Source organism: Actinoplanes sp. URMC 104 (assembly GCF_051386375.1).
GTDB lineage: Bacteria > Actinomycetota > Actinomycetes > Mycobacteriales > Micromonosporaceae > Actinoplanes.
This window is the reverse complement of the sequence record NZ_JBPQTO010000002.1, coordinates 665,154-684,971: the sequence shown is the minus strand read 5'-3', so window position 1 is coordinate 684,971 and position 19,818 is coordinate 665,154. Positions and strand designations below refer to the sequence as shown.

Here is a 19,818-nt window from a genome sequence, read left to right as displayed (position 1 = left end):
GATGCCGCTGATCGAGACGCTGCCGGTCGGGGCGGGCACCGCGCAGTGGGCGGTGTGGGGGACGGTCGCCCGGGTCGTGGTCACGGACCCGGGCCGTACGGAGCAAGCGGCGGCGCTGGTCCGCGACGAGGTGGCCGCCGTCGACCGGGCGTGCAGCCGGTTCCGCGACGACTCCGAGCTGCGCCTCGCCTGCGCCGCCGGACGGACCGTCACGGTGAGCCCGCTGCTGGCCGAGCTGGTCGGCGCGGCGCTCACGGCGGCCCGGCGAACCGGCGGCGACGTCGACCCGACCGTGGGGGCGGCGCTGTGCGGCCTGGGCTACGACCGGGACTTCGCGGCGCTGACCGGGCGGGAGGTGGCCCCCGCCGTGCGCGTGTTCGCCTCCCCGGACTGGCGGTCGGTGCGGCTGCGCGGCCGCGAGCTCACCGTGCCCGGCGGGGTGCTGCTCGACCTGGGCGCGACGGCCAAGGCTGTCACGGCCGACCGGGCGGCGGCGTCGGTCGCGGCCCGGCTCGGCGTGGGCGTGCTGGTCGCGCTGGGCGGGGACATCGCGACGGCCGGTGCTGCGCCCGTCGGGGGCTGGCGGGTGCTGGTACGCGACCAGCCCGACGATCCTTCCTGCACCGTACGGCTCCCCGCGGGCGCGGCCCTGGCCACGTCCAGCACGGCGTCGCGCACGTGGGGGCACCTGCACCACATCCTCGACCCGCGCACCGGCCTTCCCGCGCCACGCGTCTGGCGTACGGTCTCGGTCGCCGCACCCACGTGCCTGCTCGCCAACACCCTCAGCACCGCGGCGATCGTCCGCGGGCACGGCGCTCCGGCCCTGCTCGGCGGCGCGCCCAGCCGGCTCGTCACGCCCGGTCTCGACGTCGTGCGCCTGGGCGGGTGGCCGTCGTGACCGACGCGCTGTGGTACTTCGCGCGCGGCAGCGGGGTGGTCTCGCTGGTGCTGCTCAGCGTCGTCGTTGCGCTCGGCATCGGCGCCCGCAGCGGGCGTACGGCGTTCGGCCTGCCCGCGTTCGTGGTCAGCCTGCTGCACCGCAACGCCGCCCTGCTCGCCGTGGTGTTCCTGGCCGGGCACGTGGTGAGCCTGCTGTTCGACCCGTACGCGCAGTTGCGGGTGTTCGACATCGTGCTGCCCTTCGCCGGCAACTACCGCCCGGTCTGGCAGGGGCTGGGCACGCTGGCGTTCGACCTCGTGCTCGCCGTCGTGGTGACCAGCCTGCTGCGGCACCGCCTCGGCGCCCGCGCCTGGCGGCTCGTGCACTGGCTGGCGTACGTCTGCTGGCCGATCGCCCTGCTGCACGGCCTGGGCACCGGCTCCGACAACGGCACGGTGTGGCTCTGGTCGATCACCGCCGTGTGTGCCGCAGCCGTCCTGGCCGCTGCCTTCTGGCGCGTCTCACCGACCTTGACCCGTTTCCCCCAGCGCGCCCGCCGCCGGATCCACCCGCGGCTGCAACCCCTCCCGTCATCCCCGGCCGGTCCCGCCGCCTCACCGCCCGCCCGGCCCGGTCCCTCGTCGTCCGCTCAGCCTGCCCGGCCGTCGTCGCCGGCGGGGCCCGGCACCCCGTCGTTCGCTCAGCCCGCTCGGTCGTCGTCGCCGGCGGGTCCAGCCACTTCGTCGTTCGCTCAACCCAGCCGGCCGTCGTCGCCGACGAATCCCGACCCCTCGTCGTTCGCTCAGCCCGGCCGGTCGTCGTCGCCGGCGGGTCCGGGCACTTCGTCGTTCGGTCAGCCCGGCCGGTCGTCGTCGCCGGCGGGTCCGGGCACTTCGTCGTTCGGTCAGCCCGGCCGGTCGTCGTCGCCGGCGGGTCCGGGCACTTCGTCGTTCGGTCAGCCCGGCCGGTCGTCGTCGCCGGCGGGTCCGGGCACTTCGTCGTTCGCTCAGCCCGGCCGGTCGTCGTTGCCGGCGGGTTCCGGCACTCTGGAGGACATGCGATGACCAGCGTCGCGGAAGCGCCGCCCGGAAGTTCGGTGCAGCTCCGGCTGCTCGCGGGCAACCCGGACGGCCGGCTCGACACCCACCTGGCCCGGCACGGCCGGATGCCGCACCTCGACACCAGCCAGGTGATCGGCCTGGCCCGCGACGCCGGGCTGACCGGGCGGGGCGGCGCCGGCTTCCCGGTGTGGCGCAAGCTCAGCGCGGTCGCGGCGACCCGCCGGCCGGCCATCGTGATCGCGAACGGCGCGGAGGGCGAGCCGGCCAGCGGCAAGGATCGGGCCCTGCTGGCGTACGCCCCGCATCTGGTCCTCGACGGCCTGCAGTTGGCCGCCCTCGGCGCCCGCAGCGCCACTCTCTATGTGCCGGCGGCGTCGCACGGGACGCTGCGGTCCATCATCGACGCCCGCCGCAGGGCCGGCCTGGACCGCGTGCCGGTGACCTTGGTGGCCGCGCCGGACGCGTTCGTGGCGGGCGAGGAGTCGGCAGCGGCGGCGGCCGTCGCGGGTCGTGGCGCGGTGCCGGCCGACAAGCTGGTGCGCATCACCGAGGCGGGTCCGGGCGGCGCGCCGACACTGGTGCAGAACGTCGAGACGCTCGCGCACCTGGCGATGATCGCCCGCTACGGCGCCGGCTGGTTCCGCACGGCCGGCACACCGGAGGAGCCCGGCACGTTTCTGGCCACGGTCAGTGGCGCGGTGCGGGCACCCGGCGTGATCGAGGCGGGCTACGGTGTTGCGCTCGGTGACCTGATCGCGGCCGCGGGCGGTGTCACCGCCGACTTGGCCGCGGTGCTCGTCGGCGGCTACCACGGCGGCTGGGTGCCGGCCGACCCCGCGCTGCGGATCAGTCGCGCGGCCCTCGCGCCGTACGGTGCCGGTCCCGGCGCAGGTGTGATCGTGGCGCTGCCGGTGGGCGCGTGCGGTCTGGCCGAGACGGCCCGGATCGTCGGCTACCTGGCCGGGCAGGTAGCCGGTCAGTGCGGGCCCTGCGTGAACGGGTTGCCGCGGCTCGCGAGCACGCTGGGCGACCTGGCCTGCTTTCGCGCTCGGCCGGGGCTGCCCGACGAGGTTTCCCGGCTCGCCCGGCTGGTTGCCGGCCGCGGCGCGTGCCGCCACCCCGACGGCACCGCCCGGCTGATCCACAGTGCTCTGCGTGCCTTCCACGCGGACGTCGCCGCGCACCTCACCGGCCGTTGCCTCGCGGGGGAGACGCCCCGATGAGCCGGCTGCACATCGACTGGACAGCGTGTGACGGGCGCGGGGTCTGCGCCGGGCTCTTGCCCGAGCTGCTCGCCGAGGACGACTGGGGCTTCCCGGCACCGCGCGGCGACCTGACCGTGCCGCGCGGCGACCTGACCGTGCCGCGCGGCGACCTGACCGTGCCTCGCGGCGACCTGGCCGTGCCGCCGGCTCTGGAACCGGCGGCACGGCAAGCGGTGGACCGGTGCCCGGCCCTGGCGTTGCGGCTGGTCAGCGCAGACCCAGCGCCCGCTTCATCGTGAAGAACAGGTCGGTCTGGTTGGTCACGCCGAGCACGTTGGCCGCCTGCGGGCCGCCCGCGGCGATCCGGACCTGCGTGCCGGTGTGCTGCTGCGAGCCGGTGATCTCCGAGGTGGCGTACGAGATCGTCATGTTGGCGTCGTCGTGCGTCACCAGGGTCGCGGTGTAGCCCAGGGTGGCCTCCTCGACGATCTGGCTGGTGTGGCCGTGGTCGGCGGTCACGACCACCAGGGTGTCGGGGTGCGACTTCTGGTACTCGAGCACCTTCTTGATCGCGGCGTCGAAGCCGACCGTCTCACCGATCTGACCGCACGGGTTGGCGGCGTGGTCCTGCTTGTCGATGGACGCGCCCTCGATCTGCAGGAAGAAGCCCCGCTTGCTGTGCCGGGTCTGCTTGTCGAGCACGTCGATCGCCTTCGACGCCATGTCCACCAGGTGCGGCTGGCTCGGGCTGCGCGCCGCGTTGACGGCGCACTTGGCCGGCGCCGTACCGGTGCGGGTCGGGGTGGGGCCCACCCACTCCAGGTCCATGTTGTTCTTGGCGAACGCCCCCAGGATCGGCTTGTCGCCCTTGGCCGCGGCCAGCCCGGCGGCGTCGGTGACGACCTGGTAGCCGTTGGCCTGCGCCTGCTCGGTCACGGTCCGGCCCTGGTAGGCGCCGGCCTTGACGGTCTGGTCGAAGTACTGCTTGCCGCCGCCCAGCAGCAGGTCGGGCTTGGTCTGCACGAGCTGCTCCGCGATCGAGCCCGCGCCGCCGTTGACCTTGTCGTTGACCGCGCAGGTGGCCATCGCGTCCGGGCCCTTGCAGTCGCGGCTGACCACGTGCGAGCCGAGCACGGCCGGCGTGGCGTCCTGCAGCTCGGCGGTGGTGACGTCGCCCGTACGGTATCCGGACGCCTTGGCCAGCTCGAGGATCGTCGGCTGGGGCTTGCCGTCCGGCGTCACCGAGATCGCGCCGTTGTAGGTCTTGCGGCCGGTCGCCCAGCCCGAGCCCGAGGCGGCCGAGTCGGTGACGTAGTCCGGCTTCGACGGGTCCGCCTTCTGCACCGCGTACGTGGTGTAGGCGCCGGTCAGCGGCAGCGTGTCCATCGCCAGGCGGCCGTTCGCGCCGACCTGGTAGTTGCGGGCGATGGTGATCTCGCTGTCACCCATGCCGTCGCCGATCAGCAGGATGACGTTGCGCGCCTGCCCGCCCTTGATCGCCCGCTGGGCGGCCCACGTGCGGTCCTGGTGCGCGTCGCCGGCCAGGGCGGCCGACGGTACCGCGACGATCGCGGCCGCCACCAGGGCCAGCGTTTTCTTCGAACGCAGGGCATTCATGAGTGCGCACTCCAATATGCGTTGATGCATGGTCGGCACCACGCCATCAGCCGGAGTCGACACTCCGGTGGCGAGGACATGGATTCGGGGATAACTCCCCGTTTGTTCGCGCTGTCTAAGCTCATCCGGTGGCTCGACCGGTGGGCAAGATCCTGCGGCTGCTCCTGGCGGTGGCGATCAGCGCCGCCGCGGCCCTCGCGACGGTCCGGCTCGTCACGCCCGCCGACGGCGACCCCGGCGTACGGCGTCAATTGGCCTTTCTCCGTGACCGGCTCGAGGCCGGGTCCGCCGAGGACGCGCAGGAGCTTTTCCCCGAGGGCTACTTCTTCTCGTACGCCCTCTACGGCCTCACCGCCGTCGACCAGCGCGACCTTGCCGCCGCCCGCTGGGCCCTCTCGCACCTCGTGTCGGACGCCGGCCGTGCCCCCTTCACCGGCGACATGCCCCTGCAGTACGGCGTCTTCTACCGCGGCTGGGTCAACTGGCTCCGCGGCGGCATCCTCTCGCTGCAGCCCACTGCTTCCCGCGATCCCGCCGAGGTCGCCGCCTTCTCCTCCGATGCCGCCGCCATCGCCGCCGCCTTCGACGCCTCGCCCACACCCTTCCTCGAGTCCTACCCCGGCCAGGCGTGGCCCGTCGACTCCACCGTCGCCATCGCGTCGCTGCGCCTGCACGACAAGCTGCTGACCCCCGCTTCTCCCCAGTTCGACATCACCGTGATCCGCTGGCTCGCCAACGTCGAGGCCCGTCTCGACCCCGCCACCCAGCTGATCCCGCACACCGCCGACCCCTCGACCGGCTCACCCACCTCCGGCGCGCAGGGCACTTCCCAGAGCTTGATCAACCGCTTCCTGCCCGAGATCGACCCTGCTTTCGCCCGCGTGCAGTACACCCGCTTCCGTACGTGGTTCCTCTCCGCGCCTCTAGGTCTGGGCCCCACCGTGCGCGAGCACCCCACCGGCGTCAACGGCCCCTCAAACGTCGACTCGGGCCCTCTGGTGCTGGGCACAAGCCTCTCCGCCACCGCCGTAACCATCGGCGCAGCCAAGCTGAACGGCGACGAGTCCCTGGCCGACGGGCTGGCTCAGTTCGGCGAGGTGGCGGGCTTGCCGGTCTCCACTCCCTGGAGCAAGCGGTACGCCTTCGGGGCCGCCCCCATCGGCGACGCTTTCCTGGCTTGGTCGAAGTCAGCGCGGCCCTGGGTCGCTGAGGGCTCGCCCCCGCCGCCCCGTGTTCTCTCCACCTGGTGGCGGTTGCCGTTGCTGACGCTGTTCCTCGCCGTCGGCGCCTTCCCGTGGGTCCTTGCCGCCGCTCTCCGCCGCCGTCGCACGGCTGCCTAGTCCCCGCTCCGCACGTTTGGGTTTCGGCTGGCCGGCCGCCCTGCGAGCGCGTTCGGGCGGGTTCGGTTGAGCCGTTAGGTCGATTTGATCCGAAATAAGCGTTCCGCCGGTAACGAGGCGATAGGCCGGTTAGATTACGGAAGGCGAGGAGCCGGATCTTTCTCGGCTTTCACGCTGCTCAGGCCGGTGTAGCCGGCACCCTGAGCCCGCCCGTCGGTGCGGTACCCGAACAGCAGAACCGTCGCGAGGCGGGACGCAAAGCCAGGGCCTCCCGCCGGAGGTAGCCCAGCCGCCGAAGGAGTTAGGAAGACAATGCGTTATCGACCGAACGAAGCGGCGCCGCGATCGCGGGTGCCGTTCGCGCTGTGGGGGCCTTCGCGGGCTCGCACGGCTTTGGCAGCCGTTGCAGCCTCGGCCGCCGCCCTTGTCCCTGCTGTGATGGTCGGTTCGCCCGCGCAGGCGACGTCGACCGTCCTGAGCATCGGCGCTGTGACCGTGGCCGAAGGCGGCACCGCTAGCTTCACGTTGACGTACACCGGAAGCTCGGCAGCGACCTACAACCTGTCCCTCGCTGGGGGTTCGGCTACCAACGGGACCGACTACACGAACACGATCAACCGCAACGGCTCCTCGACCACTTCCGTGGCCTTTACCGGCGCGGGCACCGCGACGGTCACCGTGGCCACCACGGCGGACACCACGGCCGAGTCGAACGAGACGTTCGACCTGACGGCAGTTAACGCCAGCGATGCGAACGACACCACGTCGGGCACGGCGACCATCACGGACGACTTCCCGAGTTTCGCGCTCTCGGCGTCGACCACCTCGGTCGCCGAGACCGTCAACCCGCCGACGACACAAGGTGGGTCGCCGACCGCGAAGACTGTGACGATCACGGCGACGCTGACCGCGCCCTCGACGCACAACGTCACCATCCCCGTGAGCACCGTAGACGGGACGGCGAACTCAACTGCTGCGGTCGCCGCGAACCGTGACTTCACGGCTTTGAACGCCACCAACATCACCATTAACGCCGGCGATGTCAGCGGTTCGACGACCGTCACCATCACCGACGACGCGCTCGACGAGGATCCGACGCAGTACTTCGACGTCACGGCCGGGAGCGCCACTGGCGCCACCGTGGTCCCGGGCACCGGAACCGTCCGAATCAACATCCAGGACGACGACGCCACGCCGGCTGTGAACATCGGCGGCGCCGGGGTGGCGGTAGAGGGTAACCCGTTGGTGTTCCCGCTGACTTTGACCGGCCGTTCCGAGAAGCCGGTGAGCGTGGACGTGTCGACGGCCAACGGGGTCGACACCGACACCACTTACGGCGCGACGGCGGGTTCCGACTACACGGCCCTCACCAACAGCACGGTGACGTTCGCGCCCACGGCGACCCTCGCCCTCGCGTCGGTCACCACCACCAACGACACGGCGGTGGAAAGCAGCCCTGAGTCGCTGTCGGCCACCATCAGCAACCCGGTCAACGCCACTCTCGGCACGACGGTCACCGCGACCGGCGGGATCAACGACAACGAGCCGGCGCCGACCGCGGCTCTGTCCCCGGCTAACTTCGCCGAGGGCAATAGCGGTGAGGCGGCGCGCGAGATCACGGTGACGCTCGGCTCCACCTCGTCGATCCCGGTGAAGATCAACTACACCTTCACCGGTGGCACCGCCACGGCGGGCACTGACTACCGGGGGACCGCGGGAAGCATCACTATCCCGGCCGGCTCCACCACCGGCAAGATTCCGGTCACCATCGTCGGCGACACCACGTACGAGTCGCCGGACGAGACGTTCACCGTCGTGCTGTCGAGCCCGAACAACTCGGTGGCGACCGGTAGCCTCGGAGCCCAGACGATCACCATCACCGACACGGACGATGTCAAGCCGACCTGGACTGTCGGCAATGTGGCGGTGATGGAGGGCAACGCGGGTGTCACCGTCGCGCGTGTGCCGTTCACGCTGAGCGGCCCGACCAACGTCGACGTCTCCTTCGCGACCGCTGCGCTCACCGACGTGACCACCAGCGAAGCCGGCACGGGCACCGGCACGAACGCGGGCGGCAACGACTATGACGCGGCCACCAACGCGACGGTCACCATCCCGGCCGGCAGCACCACCGGCTACCTCGAGATCCCGGTCAACGGCGACACGGTTTACGAGCACGACGAGACGGCCACGGTTTCCGTGTCCAGCATCTCGGCGGGCAGCGCGAACGTCAACGCGACCGTCCCGGTCGGCTCCCAGCACACGTCGACCTTGACGATCCAGGGTGACGACGTGGCGCCGACAATGGTCTTCAACCCGACCTCGGGTTCGGAGGGCACCACGCTGCGCATCTCGGGCACCGTCACCGGTGTCTCGCAGTACCCGTACACCGTCGCTTTCGCGGTTGCCGGATCAGGCGCCGATGCTGCGACGTCCGGCACGGATTTCGATGCCACGACGATCCCAAGCCTCAGTGTGGCTCGGGGTGAGACGGGACGGACCTTCGCCGACACCACGCCGCCGCTCGCCGACATGGCCGACATCTATCTGCTGCCGGACAACATCGACGAGCCCACCGAGTCGTTCACCGTCTCCGCGACGGAGAGCACCTCCACACTGACCGGGTTCACGACCGGCACCGGCACGTACCGGATCAACGACGACCCGGGTGATCTCCCGCCGTCGGCGGCCATCCGCGACGAAACGATCCAGGAGGACGAGGGATCGGTCGACGTGCACGTGGATCTCTCGGTCAACGGAGACGCCACCAGCACCACGCAGACGGTCACCATCCCGTACTGGACGGTGGACGGCAGCGCCAAGGCCGGTCAGGACTACACCGCCACGCGTGGCACGCTGACCTTGCCGCCGGGCGAGACGACGAAGTCCATCAACGTTCCGATCCTCAACGACAGCAGCGAAGAGGGTGCGGAGAGCTTCTTCGTCAAGCTGGGAACTCCGGGTCCGTCCGGCGCGGCCGTGACCAAGAGCACCGGCGAGGTGACCATCGCGGCCAGCGACGGCGGCTCCGGTGAGGAACCGGGCGGCGAGGAGCCCGGTGAGGCCCCCAAGCCCACCATCAAGGCCCCGGCCAAGGTGACCGGTCCATCGACCGTTGAGGTCGAGGGCATCGTCGCCCCGGGTGCGAAGGTTGAGCTCTGGGGTGGCGCGGTCGGTAGCGGCGCTCTCAAGCCGCTTGACACGGACACTGCGGATGAGGACGGCTACTACTGGTTCGAGCGCTCCATCTCCACGGGCTACCGCTTCGCGGTTCTCTCGCAGGAGATGAAGTCGGGCGAGGCCGTCGTCTGGATGACGCAGAAGCCGATCTTCGTGGTTTCCACCAGCACCAAGGGCCAGCTGAACCTCGGCGTCAAGGGCAACCCCGCGTGGGCCGGCCAGACCGCCGCTGTGCAGCAGTGGAAGAACGGCGGCTGGGTGACCATCCGCAGCGGCAAGACCGGTGCGGACGGGGTCTACCGGGTCGGCCAGAAGTTCGCCTCGGGCAGCTCGGTCGTCCTGCGGGCCTGGGTTGGCGGCGAGCCTGGCAAGGGCACCCTGCCGGCCTTCACCGCTCAGACGCGGACCACGGTCAAGTAAGTAAGCACCACCTGACGTAACGAAGGCGGGGGCGGCCATCTGGCCGCCCCCGTCGCCATGTCCGGAAGAAATCCCGGGAAAAAGTCCGGGAACGATGTCGAGAACGTCCGGCGGGCTCCGTCCCCGGTGCGAACGCGGCCACAATGGGCCGCGACACCGAGGGAGACACGCCATGGCCAAGTACCTGATCCTGAAGCACTACCGCGGCGCCCCGGCGGCGGTGAACAACGTGCCGATGGACAAGTGGACGCCCGAGGAGATCTCGGCGCACATGCAGTACATGCAGGACTGGTCGGCGCGGCTGGAGAAGACGGGGGAGTTCGTCGACGGGCAGGCGCTTGCGCCGGAGGGCACGTTCGTCCGGTACGACGGGGAGGGCCGCCCGCCGGTCACGGACGGGCCGTTCGCCGAGACCAAGGATCTGATCGCCGGGTGGATGGTGATCGACGTGGACAGCTACGAGCGCGCCCTCGAGGTGGCGGGGGAGCTGTCGGCGGCTCCGGGCGCGGGCGGCAAGCCGATCCACGAGTGGCTGGAGCTGCGGCCGTTCCTGACGTTGCCGCCGACCGTCACGGAATGAACTACCGCGAGCTCACCCCGAGCGTGATCGGGGTCCTCGTCCGCCGCGGAGCCGACTTCGCGGCGGCCGAGGACGCCGTGCAGGACGCGCTGCTCGAGGCGCTGCGGGTGTGGCCGGCCGACCCGCCGCGGGATCCGAAGGCCTGGCTCGTACGGGTGGCCTGGCGCAGGTTCCTCGACGCGGTCCGGGCGGACGCGGCCCGCCGCCGGCGCGAGGACCTCGTCGACGAGCAGCCGCAGCCGGGGCCCGCGTCGTCGGCGGACGACACGCTGATGCTGTATTTCCTGTGCGCGCACCCGTCGCTGACGCCGTCGTCCGCGGTCGCGCTCACGCTGCGCGCGGTCGGCGGGCTCACCACGCGGCAGATCGCCGACGCCTACCTGGTGCCGGAGGCGACCATGGCGCAGCGCATCAGCCGCGCCAAGCGGACGGTCTCGGGCGTACGGCTGGACCAGCCCGGGGACGTCGCCACCGTGCTGCGGGTGCTCTACCTGGTGTTCAACGAGGGCTACAGCGGCGACGTCGACCTCGCGGCCGAGGCGATCCGGCTGGCCCGGCAGCTCGCGACCATGACCGACCATCCGGAGGCGGCGGGGCTGCTGGCGCTGATGCTGCTGCACCACGCGCGCCGCGACAGCCGTACGGCGCCCGACGGCAGCCTGGTGCCGCTGGCCGAGCAGGACCGTGGCCGGTGGGACACCGCGCTGATCGCGGAGGGGGTGGAGATCCTGCAGGCGGCGCTGGCCCGTGACCGGCTGGGCGAGTACCAGGCGCAGGCGGCCATCGCGGCGCTGCACGCCGACGCGCCGGACGCGGCGCGGACCGACTGGGTGCAGATCGTGGAGTGGTACGACGAGCTGCTGCGCTTCACCGACAGCCCGGTCGTGCGGCTCAACCGCGCGGTCGCCGTGGGGGAGGCCGACGGGCCGCGCGCCGGGCTGGCCGCGCTCGCCGAGCTGGACGACTCGCTGCCGCGCCACACGGCGGTGGCGGCCCACCTGCACGAACGTGACGGCGACGTGGCGCGGGCGGCCCGGCTGTACGCCGAGGCCGCCCGCAAGGCGCCCAACCTGGCCGAACGCGACCACCTGACCCGCCAGGCAGCCCGGCTGAACGCCCGCCACAAGGCCGGCTAATCGACCTCCGCGACCGCCTGGGCGAACTGCGCCGAGTACAGCCGCGCGTAGGCGCCACCCGCGGCGATCAGCGAGTCGTGGGTGCCCTGCTCGACGATCGCGCCGTTCTCCATCACCAGGATCACGTCGGCGTCGCGGATCGTCGACAGCCGGTGCGCGATCACGAACGACGTCCGCCCCTCGCGCAGCGTGGCCATCGCCCGCTGGATCAGCACCTCCGTACGGGTGTCGACCGAGCTCGTCGCCTCGTCGAGGATCAGGATCGAGGGCTCGGCCAGGAACGCCCGCGCGATCGTGATCAGCTGCTTCTGCCCGGCGCTGACGTTGGAGCCCTCCTCGTCGATCACGGTGTCGTAGCCGTCCGGCAGCATCCGGCAGAAGGCGTCGACGTGGGCCGCCGAGGCGGCGCGCTCCACGGCGGCCATGTCGAAGGAGTCGGCCCCGTACGCGATGTTCTCCGCGATGGTCCCGCCGAAGAGCCACGTGTCCTGCAGCACCATGCCGATCGTCTCGCGCAGCTGCTCGCGCGGCATGGTGGCAATGTCGACGCCGTCCAGCGTGATCCGGCCGGAGTCCACGTCGTAGAACCGCATCAGCAGGTTCACCAGCGTGGTCTTACCGGCGCCCGTGGGGCCGACGATCGCCACGGTCTGCCCCGGCGCGACGCGCAGGCTCAGATCCGTGATCAGCGGCTTGTCCGGCACGTAGCGGAACGACACGTTCTCGAACGCGATCTCGCCGCGGACCCGCCCGAGGTCGACCGGCGGGGGAGAGGCGGACTGCTCGGGCGCGTCGAGCAGCGCGAACACCCGCTCGGCCGACGCGACGCCGGACTGGATCAGGTTGGCCATCGACGCGACCTGGGTCAGGGGCTGGCTGAACTGGCGCGAGTACTGGATGAACGCCTGCACCTCGCCCAGCGACAGCGAGCCGGAGGCGACCCGCAGACCGCCGACGACCGCGACGAGCACGTAGTTGAGGTTGCTGATGAACATCATGGCCGGCTGGATCAGCCCGCTGATGAACTGCGCACGGAACGACGAGGCGTACAGCTTGTCGTTGTGCTCGCGGAACACCTCGGCGGCCTCGTCCTGCCGGCCGAACACCTTGACCAGCGAGTGCCCGGTGAACATCTCCTCGATGTGGCCGTTGAGCTTGCCGGTGGTGGCCCACTGCGCCACGAAGTTGGGCTGCGAGCGCTTGCCGACCGCCGTGGTCACGAAGAACGACACCGGGACGGTGACCAGCGCGATCAGCGCGAGCAGCGGCGAGATCCAGAACATCGCGCCGAGCACCCCGACGATCGTCAGCAGCGCGGTGATGAGCTGCGCGAACGACTGCTGCAGGGTCTGCGCGATGTTGTCGGTGTCGTTGGTGGCCCGGCTCAGCACCTCGCCGCGCGGCTGCTGGTCGAAGTACGACAGCGGCAGGCGCGACAGCTTCGCCTCGACGTCCTGCCGCAGGCGGTAGACGGCGGTCTGCACGACGTGGGCGGTGAGCCGGCCCTGCAGCACGCCGAACACCCACGCCAGCACGTAGACCAGCGCGACCCAGGCCAGCACGTGTCCCAGCCGGTCGAAGTCGATGCCGCGGCCGGGCGTGAAGTCCACCGAGGCGATCAGGTCGGCCTGGGTGTCGTCGCCGCGGGCGCGCAGCCCGGCGACCACCTCGGGCTTGGTCAGGTCGGCGCCGAACATCCGGCCGATCACGCCGGCGAAGATCACGTCGGTGGCGTGGCCGAGCAGGTAGGGGCCGATCACCGAGAGCGTCACACTGACCGCGCCGGCGAGCACGACGAAGCCGACCAGCAGCCGCTGCGGCCGCAGCAGCCCGAGCAGGCGCTTGGTGGAGCCCTTGAAGTCCTGGAGCTTCTCGGTGGGGGCGGGTCCGGCCATCATGCGTACGGCGGGAGGGCCGCCCATCGGACGGGGACCCCGGGCGGGCGCGGTCATGACTGAGCCTCCTGGGCATGCTCTCCTGGCCCTACGGCCGCTTCGCTTACTCCGGTGCAGTCGCTCATGCCGCGGCCTCCTGAGCCGTGAGCTGCGACAAAACGATTTCCCGGTACGTCGGGTTGGTGTCCATGAGGTCGGCGTGCGTGCCCGTGCCGGCGACCCGGCCGTCGTCGAGCACGACGATCCGGTCGGCGTCGCGGATGGTGCTCACCCGCTGGGCGACGATCACCACGGTGGCGTCGGCGATGTGCTCGGTGAGCGCCGACCGCAGCGCCGCGTCGGTGGCGTAGTCGAGCGCCGAGAACGAGTCGTCGAACAGGTAGATCTCGGGCCGGTGCACGAGCACCCGGGCGATCGCCAGCCGCTGGCGCTGGCCGCCCGACACGTTGGTGCCGCCCTGCGCGATCGGCGCGTCGAGGCCGCCCTCCATCCGTTCGACGAAGTCGCGCGCCTGGGCGATCTCGAGCGCGCGCCACAGGTCGTCGTCGGTCGCGCCGGGGTTGCCGTACCGCAGGTTGGAGGCGACCGTGCCCGAGAACAGGTAGGGCCGCTGCGGAACCAGCCCGACCAGCCGCGACAGCAGCGCCCCGTCGAGGTCGCGCACGTCGACGCCGTCGACCAGCACCCGCCCCTCGGTCGCGTCGAACAGCCGCGGCACCAGGTTGAGCAGCGTGGTCTTGCCGCTGCCCGTGCTGCCGATGATCGCGGTGACCTCGCCGGGCCGGGCGACCAGGTCGATGCCGCCGAGCACGGGCACCTCGGCGCCGGGGTAGTGGAAGCCGACCCCCTGCAGGTCGAGCCGGCCGTGCTGGGTGACCGCGGTGACCGGGTCCGCAGCCGGGACGACGCTCGACTCGGTGCCGAGCACCTCCTCGATCCGCTCGGCGCACACCTCCGCCCGCGGGATCATCACGAACATGAACGTCGCCATCATGATCGACATGAGGATCTGCATGAGGTAGCTGAGGAACGCCGTCAGCGCGCCGACCTGCATCGCGCCGGAGTCGATGCGGTGCCCGCCGAACCACAGCACCGCGACGCTGGACAGGTTCACGATCAGCATGACCGTCGGGAACATCAGCGCCATCAGCTTGCCGGCCCGCAGCGACACGTCGGTGAGGTCGGCGTTGGACTCCTCGTAGCGGGCCTGCTCGCGCTCGTCGCGGACGAACGCGCGGATCACCCGGATGCCGGTGATCTGCTCGCGCATGACCCGGTTGACCCGGTCGATGCGCTTCTGCATCGAGCGGAACAGCGGCCGCATCCGCACGATGATCAGGCCGACCGTGGTGACCAGGACCGGCACGATGACCAGCAGCAGCGCGGAGAGCGGCACGTCCTGCCGCAGCGCCAGCACGATGCCGCCGACGCACATGATCGGCGCCGACACCATCAGCGTGAACGTCATCAGCACCAGCATCTGGATCTGCTGCACGTCGTTGGTGGTGCGGGTGATCAGCGAGGGCGCGCCGAACTGGCCCACCTCGCGGGCGGAGAACTCCTGCACCCGCCCGAAGATCGACGCGCGCACGTCGCGGCCGACCGCCATGGCCGTACGGGCGCCGAAGTACACCGCGACCACCTGCGCGGCGATCTGGGCCAGCGTGACGGCCAGCATCCAGCCGCCGACCCGCATGACGTAGCCGGTGTCGCCCACCACCACGCCCTTGTCGATGATGTCGGCGTTGAGCGTCGGCAGGTAGAGCGTGGCCATGGTCTGCACGAGCTGGAACAGCACGACGAGGCCGATGTCGCGCCGGTAGGGCCGCAACGCGCCCCGGAGCAGCTGGATGAGCACTAGTTCCCCCGTCGGATGAGCAGTCCGTCGAGCAGCAGGGAGACGGTCTCCTCGCCACTGAAGTTGTCCGGGTCGCCGAACGGCCCGTACGTGTTGGCGCCGCAGAACAGCAGCAGCAGCGACGCCACGGCCGCCGGCGTGCGCCTCAGCTGCGCGCCGTCCGCGGCGATCACGTCGGTCAGCGCGGCGTGCAGGGTCTCGCGGTTCGCGAGCATCTGCCCGGAGGCGTCGCCGGTCAGCACGAGCTTGCGGGCGGCCGTCATGATCTGGGCGTTCTCGGAGAACCGCGCGTGCAGCAGCTCGGCCGCCCGGACCAGCCGGTCGCGCAGCGGCAGCGAGCGGTCGATCGCGGCCAGCGCGTCGAGCGTCGGCTGCGGGTCGAGCGCCTTGATGACCGAGCACACCACCAGCGACGTCTTGGTCTCGAACACGCCGAAGATCGTGCCCTCGGCCACGCCCGCGGCCTCGGCGATCTGCCGCGTGCTGACGTCGACCCCGTGCTCGTGCAGCAGCGGGATGGTCGCGGCGATCAGTGCCGCCCGGCGTTCCTCGGGCGCCAGCGCCCGCACGCGTCTGCGCTTCTCCACGAGAGCAGACTCTACTGAGCGAGCGCTCACTCATCCACTGACATTTGTCATGGGGTTTCGCTCAGGTTGCCGTCCGGGAGGACGATCTCAGCGCTCGTGCGGCGACTCGAGATGGACGATCACACTGCGGAGTACTGGGCGCGCCAGCTGCGCATCGGTACCGGCATCGCGGCCGTGATGACCGCGATCGGCGGGATCCGGATCGCGCTGAGCTGGGCGCCGGACTCGCGCTGGTGGGTGATCCCGGTGATGCTGGCGGTGCTCGCGCAGGTCTGCGTGTTCCCGCTGCCCTGGGCCCGCCTGGTGCGCGACGGGCGCAAGCGGCGCCTGCTGCGGATCTGGTGGCTCGGCGAGGTGCCGGTGATGCTGCTGTTCGGCTGGGTGGATCCGGACGGCTGGATGCTGTACGTGCCCGCCGCCGTGCTGCTGGTGGTCACCGCGGCAGCGCTGTGGTCGCCCCGGTTCGTCATCCTGCTCGGCGTGACGGCGGTCGGCGGGTACGCCGTGCTGCTGCCCGTGCGCGCCGGCGCGGACCTGGGCACGACGTTCGTGCTGGTCGCGATGATGGGCTGCGCGGTCGGGCTCACCGCGGTCTACGCCCGCAGCCGCCGCTCGCTGGACGACCGCCGCCAGGCCGCCGAGCACCGGGCCGAGACGATGCTCGCCGCCTCGGCCGACGCGGTGATCGCGGTCGGCCGGGACCTGCGGATCACGTACGCCACCGACTCGGTGCAGCAGCTGCTCGGCATCCCGCGCCGGGCGCTGGCGGGCCGGCCCGTCGGCAGCCTGCTGCCCGAGGACCGGCAGGAGCAGGTGGAGCAGTTCTTCGCGAGGCTGTTCGCGGTGCCCGTCGGGCAGAGCCTGCGCGGCGAGTCGCGGCTGCGCGCCGCTGACGGCGAGTGGACCGCCGTCGACGTGCTCGCCACCAACTGGATCGACGACCCGGACATCCAGTCCGCGGTGGTGAGCCTGCGCGACATCGGCGCCCGCCGCGCGCTGGAGGAGAAGCTGCACCTGCAGGCGTACACGGACTCGCTCACCGGGATGCCCAACCGCGCGCTGTTCCGCCGGCGGCTCGAGGAGGACGTCTGCGCGAACGAGGGCCGGCCGGTCACCGTGCTGCTGCTCGACCTCGACGACTTCAAGCTGGTCAACGACAACCTCGGGCACAGCGCCGGCGACGAGCTGCTGACCACGATCGCCGACCGCCTGCGCCGGCACGTGCGCCCCTCCGACGTGCTCGCCCGGCTCGGCGGCGACGAGTTCGCCATCCTCATGCACGACCTCGAGCCCGGCGACGCGGCCGCGCTGGCCGAGCGGCTGCTGCGCGCGGTCCGCGAACCGGTGCGCCTGGCCAGCCGCGACGTCACCTGCTCGCTGAGCATCGGCATCGCCAGCTCGCTGCCGTGCGGGCGCACCGAGCACGGCAAGGTCTGCGCCGACCACCTGCTGGGCAACGCCGACCTGGCCATGTACGCCGCCAAGCGGGCCGGCCGCAACGGCTACGCCATCTTCGACCCCACCATGACGATGTCGGTGCTCGAGGAGGCGCAGCTGCGCAGCGACCTGGAGCACGCGCTGGAGCACGACGAGTTCGTGGTGCTCTACCAGCCGGTCGTCGACATGCAGACGCAGAGCGTCACCTCGGTCGAGGCGCTGGTGCGCTGGGAGCACCCGCGCGACGGGCTGCTCGGCCCGTACCACTTCATCGCCGCCGCCGAGGCCAACGGGCTGATCGTGCCGCTGGGCCGGTGGGTGCTGCGCGAGGCCTGCGAGCAGCTCGCCCGATGGCGCGCCGCCTCCCCGGCCGCCGCGCAACTCAAGGTCAACGTCAACCTGTCGGCCCGCCAGTTCCAGTACGCCGGCCTGGTGGACGACGTCGCCGCGGCCCTGCGCGACGCCGGCATCGACCCCGCCTCGCTCACCCTCGAGATCACCGAGTCGATGCTCATGGAGGACATCGACACCGCCAAGCGCACCCTGCAGGCGCTGCGCGAGCTGGGCGTACGGCTGGCGATCGACGACTTCGGCACCGGCTACTCCTCGCTGAGCTACCTCAAGCAGCTCCCGGTCGACGTCATCAAGATCGACAAGACGTTCGTCGACGAGGTGGACACCGACGCCGACGACGTGGCGCTGGTCGACGCGGTGGCGGGGCTCGGCCAGGCGCTCAAGATGCAGACCGTGGCCGAGGGCATCGAGACCGACGCCCAGTGGACGACGCTGCGCCGCATCGGCATCGACCACGGCCAGGGCTACCTGTTCGGCCGGCCCGCGAGCCCCGCCGACATCGGCGCGCTGCTCGACGGCGTGAGTGCCGTCTCCACCGCGGGCTGAACCCGGGACCCCGCACCGGCGTGTACCTGGTGGCAGGTATGTAATCCAGCGGTGAGGAAACGCCCAGTGTCGGTCAACAAGAACGTACGCCGGATCGGCGCGGCGGTGGTCACCGTCCTCGCCGCCCTCCTCGTCATCCTCGCGCTGGTGCTGCCCGACCAGATCACCCGCCTGCCACCGGGCAACTTCTGGGGCAAGGCGCTGGTCCGGGTGCCGATCGAGGGCCTCGCCGCCGTCGCGCTGCTGCTGGCGCTGCCCGACCGGGCGCGCCGCGTGACGGCCACCGTGCTCGGCGCGGTGCTGGGCGTCCTCACCGTGCTGAAGATCATCGACATCGGCTTCTTCGCCGTGCTGGCCCGCCAGTTCGACCCGGTGCTCGACTGGACGCTGCTCAAGGACGGCTACAACTTCCTCACCAGCGCGATCGGCAGGGCCGGCGCGATCGGGGCCGCCGCCGGCGCGGTGCTGCTCGCGGTGGTGACAGTGGTGACGATGACGTACGCCGTACGGCGGCTCAGCCGGCTGCTGCCCGCGCACCCGCGCCTGGTCCGCGGCGGCGTGGTCACGCTCTCCGCCGCCTGGGTCACGCTCGCGGTGATGAGCTTCCAGCTGGTCGGCGGCATCCCGGTCGCCAGCCAGAGCGCCGCCGACCTGGCCCGCGACACGGTGCTCGCGGTGCCCAGGGACATCCAGGACCGCAAGGACTTCGCGCGCGAGGTGCGCGACGACGCGTACCGCACCGTGCCCGGCGACCGGATGCTCGGCGCGCTGCGCGGCAAGGACGTGATCATCGGTTTCGTCGAGAGCTACGGCCGCGACGCCCTCGAGAACCCCGCGTTCAACACCCCCGTCGTCGAGCAGCTGCGCTCCCAGCAGCAGAAGCTCGCAGCGAAGGGCTTCGCGGCGCGCAGCGGCTTCCTGACCTCGCCCACCTTCGGCGGCGGCAGCTGGCTGGCGCACTCCACGTTCCTGTCCGGGCTGTGGATCGACAACCAGAACCGCTACCGCAGCCTCGTCGCCACCGACCGGCTGACGCTGACCTCCGCGTTCAAGCGCGCCGGCTACCGCACCACCGGCTTCGAGCCCGGCGTGACGTACGCGTGGCCGGAGGCCGACTTCTACGGCTACGACCAGGTCTACGACTCGCATACGCTCGGCTACCACGGCCCGGCCATGAGCTGGTCACCGATGCCCGACCAGTTCGTCATGAAGCAGGTGCACGACTTCGAGTTCGGCCGCAAGCACGGCCCGCTGCTCGCCGAGGTGACGCTCACCTCCAGCCACACCCCGTGGACGCCGACGCCGACGATGCTGCCGTGGGACCGGATCGGCGACGGCTCGGTCTACCACGGGCAGACCAACGGCACCCAGAGCCCGCAGGTGCTGCTCGCCGACGGCGCGAAGGTCAAGCAGGCGTACGCCGGGTCCATCGCCTACTCGCTCGACAGCCTGCTCTCGTACGTCGGGAAGTACGCCGACGACAACCTCGTGGTCGTCCTGCTGGGCGACCACCAGCCCGCCCCCGTCGTCGTCGGCGCCACCGCCGGCCACGACGTGCCCGTCACCATCGTCGCCAAGGATCCGAAGGTGCTCGACCGCGTCGCGTCGTGGAACTGGACCGCCGGGCTCACCCCCGACCCGGGCGCGCCGGTCTGGCCGATGAACGAGTTCCGCGACCGGTTCCTCGCGGCCTACAGCCCCCAGGCGCAGCCGCACTGA

General features: G+C 71.5%; 14 protein-coding genes. 10 read left to right on the top strand and 4 right to left on the bottom strand.

Going from position 1 to position 19,818, the window contains the following annotated elements; translation table 11 throughout:
* The first annotated feature begins 1 nt into the window (after window position 1).
* Genes ACSNN8_RS04105 through ACSNN8_RS04090 form a run of 4 tightly spaced genes read left to right on the top strand, consistent with a single transcriptional unit; the run spans window position 2 to window position 3,448 of the window.
* Window positions 2-901, top strand: a complete 900-nt coding sequence (locus ACSNN8_RS04105) for an FAD:protein FMN transferase (RefSeq protein WP_436647043.1) — start codon at window positions 2-4, stop codon at window positions 899-901.
* Complete coding sequence (locus tag ACSNN8_RS04100; protein ID WP_436647042.1) at window positions 898-1,947, top strand: ferric reductase-like transmembrane domain-containing protein; 1,050 nt, start codon at window positions 898-900, stop codon at window positions 1,945-1,947. The genes ACSNN8_RS04105 and ACSNN8_RS04100 overlap by 4 nt, the downstream gene beginning before the upstream one ends.
* Window positions 1,944-3,167, top strand: a complete 1,224-nt coding sequence (locus ACSNN8_RS04095) for an NADH-ubiquinone oxidoreductase-F iron-sulfur binding region domain-containing protein (RefSeq protein ID WP_436647041.1) — start codon at window positions 1,944-1,946, stop codon at window positions 3,165-3,167. Before ACSNN8_RS04100 ends, ACSNN8_RS04095 begins: the two co-directional genes overlap by 4 nt.
* Window positions 3,164-3,448 (top strand): ferredoxin, encoded by a 285-nt coding sequence (locus ACSNN8_RS04090; RefSeq protein ID WP_436647040.1) that lies wholly within the window; start codon window positions 3,164-3,166, stop codon window positions 3,446-3,448. Before ACSNN8_RS04095 ends, ACSNN8_RS04090 begins: the two co-directional genes overlap by 4 nt.
* Here the strand turns inward: ACSNN8_RS04090 and phoA are convergent.
* Window positions 3,417-4,766 carry an alkaline phosphatase gene (gene phoA / locus ACSNN8_RS04085; protein WP_436647039.1) on the bottom strand — a complete coding sequence of 450 codons (1,350 nt, stop codon included), beginning with the start codon at window positions 4,764-4,766 and terminating at the stop codon, window positions 3,417-3,419. The genes ACSNN8_RS04090 and phoA overlap by 32 nt on opposite strands.
* A gap of 128 nt (window positions 4,767-4,894) precedes the next feature.
* Between phoA and ACSNN8_RS04080 the strand changes: the two genes are divergently transcribed.
* The 4 genes from ACSNN8_RS04080 (at window position 4,895) to ACSNN8_RS04065 (ending at window position 11,422) form a co-directional block, all read left to right on the top strand.
* Entirely contained in the window at window positions 4,895-6,106 is a 1,212-nt protein-coding gene (locus ACSNN8_RS04080; protein ID WP_436647038.1) for a hypothetical protein, read from the top strand.
* Window positions 6,107-6,457: 351 nt separating this feature from the next.
* Window positions 6,458-9,706 (top strand): Calx-beta domain-containing protein, encoded by a 3,249-nt coding sequence (locus tag ACSNN8_RS04075; protein ID WP_436647037.1) that lies wholly within the window; start codon window positions 6,458-6,460, stop codon window positions 9,704-9,706.
* Between the two features lie 172 nt (window positions 9,707-9,878).
* Window positions 9,879-10,286 carry a YciI family protein gene (locus ACSNN8_RS04070; protein WP_436647036.1) on the top strand — a complete coding sequence of 136 codons (408 nt, stop codon included), beginning with the start codon at window positions 9,879-9,881 and terminating at the stop codon, window positions 10,284-10,286.
* Window positions 10,283-11,422: an RNA polymerase sigma factor gene (locus tag ACSNN8_RS04065; RefSeq protein ID WP_436647035.1), complete on the top strand. Its 1,140-nt coding sequence runs from the start codon at window positions 10,283-10,285 to the stop codon at window positions 11,420-11,422. The genes ACSNN8_RS04070 and ACSNN8_RS04065 overlap by 4 nt, the downstream gene beginning before the upstream one ends.
* Here ACSNN8_RS04065 and ACSNN8_RS04060 read toward each other — a convergent pair.
* The 3 genes from ACSNN8_RS04060 to ACSNN8_RS04050 all read right to left on the bottom strand — a co-directional run bounded on the left by ACSNN8_RS04060 (window position 11,419) and on the right by ACSNN8_RS04050 (window position 15,762).
* Window positions 11,419-13,344: an ABC transporter ATP-binding protein gene (locus ACSNN8_RS04060; RefSeq protein ID WP_436647034.1), complete on the bottom strand. Its 1,926-nt coding sequence runs from the start codon at window positions 13,342-13,344 to the stop codon at window positions 11,419-11,421. The two genes, ACSNN8_RS04065 and ACSNN8_RS04060, sit on opposite strands and share 4 nt — an antisense overlap.
* Window positions 13,345-13,438: 94 nt before the next feature.
* Window positions 13,439-15,175: an ABC transporter ATP-binding protein gene (locus ACSNN8_RS04055; RefSeq protein ID WP_436647033.1), complete on the bottom strand. Its 1,737-nt coding sequence runs from the start codon at window positions 15,173-15,175 to the stop codon at window positions 13,439-13,441.
* Window positions 15,175-15,762 carry a TetR/AcrR family transcriptional regulator gene (locus tag ACSNN8_RS04050; protein ID WP_436647032.1) on the bottom strand — a complete coding sequence of 196 codons (588 nt, stop codon included), beginning with the start codon at window positions 15,760-15,762 and terminating at the stop codon, window positions 15,175-15,177. The genes ACSNN8_RS04055 and ACSNN8_RS04050 overlap by 1 nt, the downstream gene beginning before the upstream one ends.
* Before the next feature lie 111 nt (window positions 15,763-15,873).
* Between ACSNN8_RS04050 and ACSNN8_RS04045 the strand changes: the two genes are divergently transcribed.
* Both ACSNN8_RS04045 and ACSNN8_RS04040 read left to right on the top strand, forming a co-directional pair.
* Window positions 15,874-18,099, top strand: a complete 2,226-nt coding sequence (locus ACSNN8_RS04045; protein ID WP_436647031.1) for a putative bifunctional diguanylate cyclase/phosphodiesterase — start codon at window positions 15,874-15,876, stop codon at window positions 18,097-18,099.
* 51 nt (window positions 18,100-18,150) lie between these two features.
* Window positions 18,151-19,818, top strand: a complete 1,668-nt coding sequence (locus ACSNN8_RS04040; RefSeq protein ID WP_436647030.1) for a sulfatase-like hydrolase/transferase — start codon at window positions 18,151-18,153, stop codon at window positions 19,816-19,818.